The following is a 679-nucleotide window of genomic DNA, read 5'->3' as shown; positions in this document are numbered from 1 at the left end:
GTTCCACACCGTCGAGCACAATCTGTGGTGGCAGGCCTATGCCGAGGCCAAGCGCGCCGACATGGGCGAGAACGCGCTGATCTGGACCCTCGAAGAGAGCCGCGCCGAGATGCAGCAGCGCTCCGAGACCACCGAGCGTCGCACCTACGTCGCCGTGCTCGACGGCGCGGTCGTGGGCGGCGGATCGCTCGCCCTGAGCCTGAAAGACAACCTGCGCTCAGCCGCCCTCGGCGTGACCGTGCCGCTCGCCCATCGTCGACGGGGTGTCGGCTCCGCCCTGCTCGCGCACATCGAGGCCGAGGCGGCTGACGCCGATCGCACGACCAGTGGGGCACTCTCGTGCGCCGCGAGGACCGCGGCCACCGTCTCGGCCTGCGCGTGAAGCTCGAGAACCTGCGGATGCTGCAGCGCCACTCCCCGGAGACGCCGCGCATCTACACCTACAACGCCGCGTCGAATGCGCACATGCTCGCCGTCAACACCCGCCTCGGCTTCCGGCCCACCGGTCGCCTCGGCGAGTTGCAGAAGAAGGCCGGCTGACCTCCGCTGCCGACACCCCCGGTTCCCGTCGACCTGTCTCTTATACACATCTGACGCTGCCGACGAACTCAAAACAACAAACGTGCAGACACCGTGCATACTAGAATATATCATCAGTGAACGACTAGATGGTCAGCGG

The 679-nt window shown here is 66.7% G+C and carries 2 protein-coding genes; both read left to right on the top strand.

What is annotated here, in order from left to right; translation table 11 throughout:
* Window positions 1–382, top strand: a 382-nt coding sequence (locus BFN01_RS01045; protein WP_143187114.1) for a GNAT family N-acetyltransferase, incomplete at its 5' end; no start/stop codon positions are given.
* On the top strand, window positions 379–540 hold the full coding sequence (locus BFN01_RS15305) for a hypothetical protein (protein WP_177243771.1): 162 nt from the start codon (window positions 379–381) through the stop codon (window positions 538–540). The genes BFN01_RS01045 and BFN01_RS15305, both read left to right, overlap by 4 nt.
* Window positions 541–679 lie beyond the last annotated feature (139 nt).

The sequence above is a fragment of the Microbacterium sp. AR7-10 genome (assembly GCF_001878835.1).
Classification (GTDB): Bacteria; Actinomycetota; Actinomycetes; order Actinomycetales; family Microbacteriaceae; genus Microbacterium; species Microbacterium commune.
This window is presented reverse-complemented; position numbering and strand designations above follow the sequence as displayed.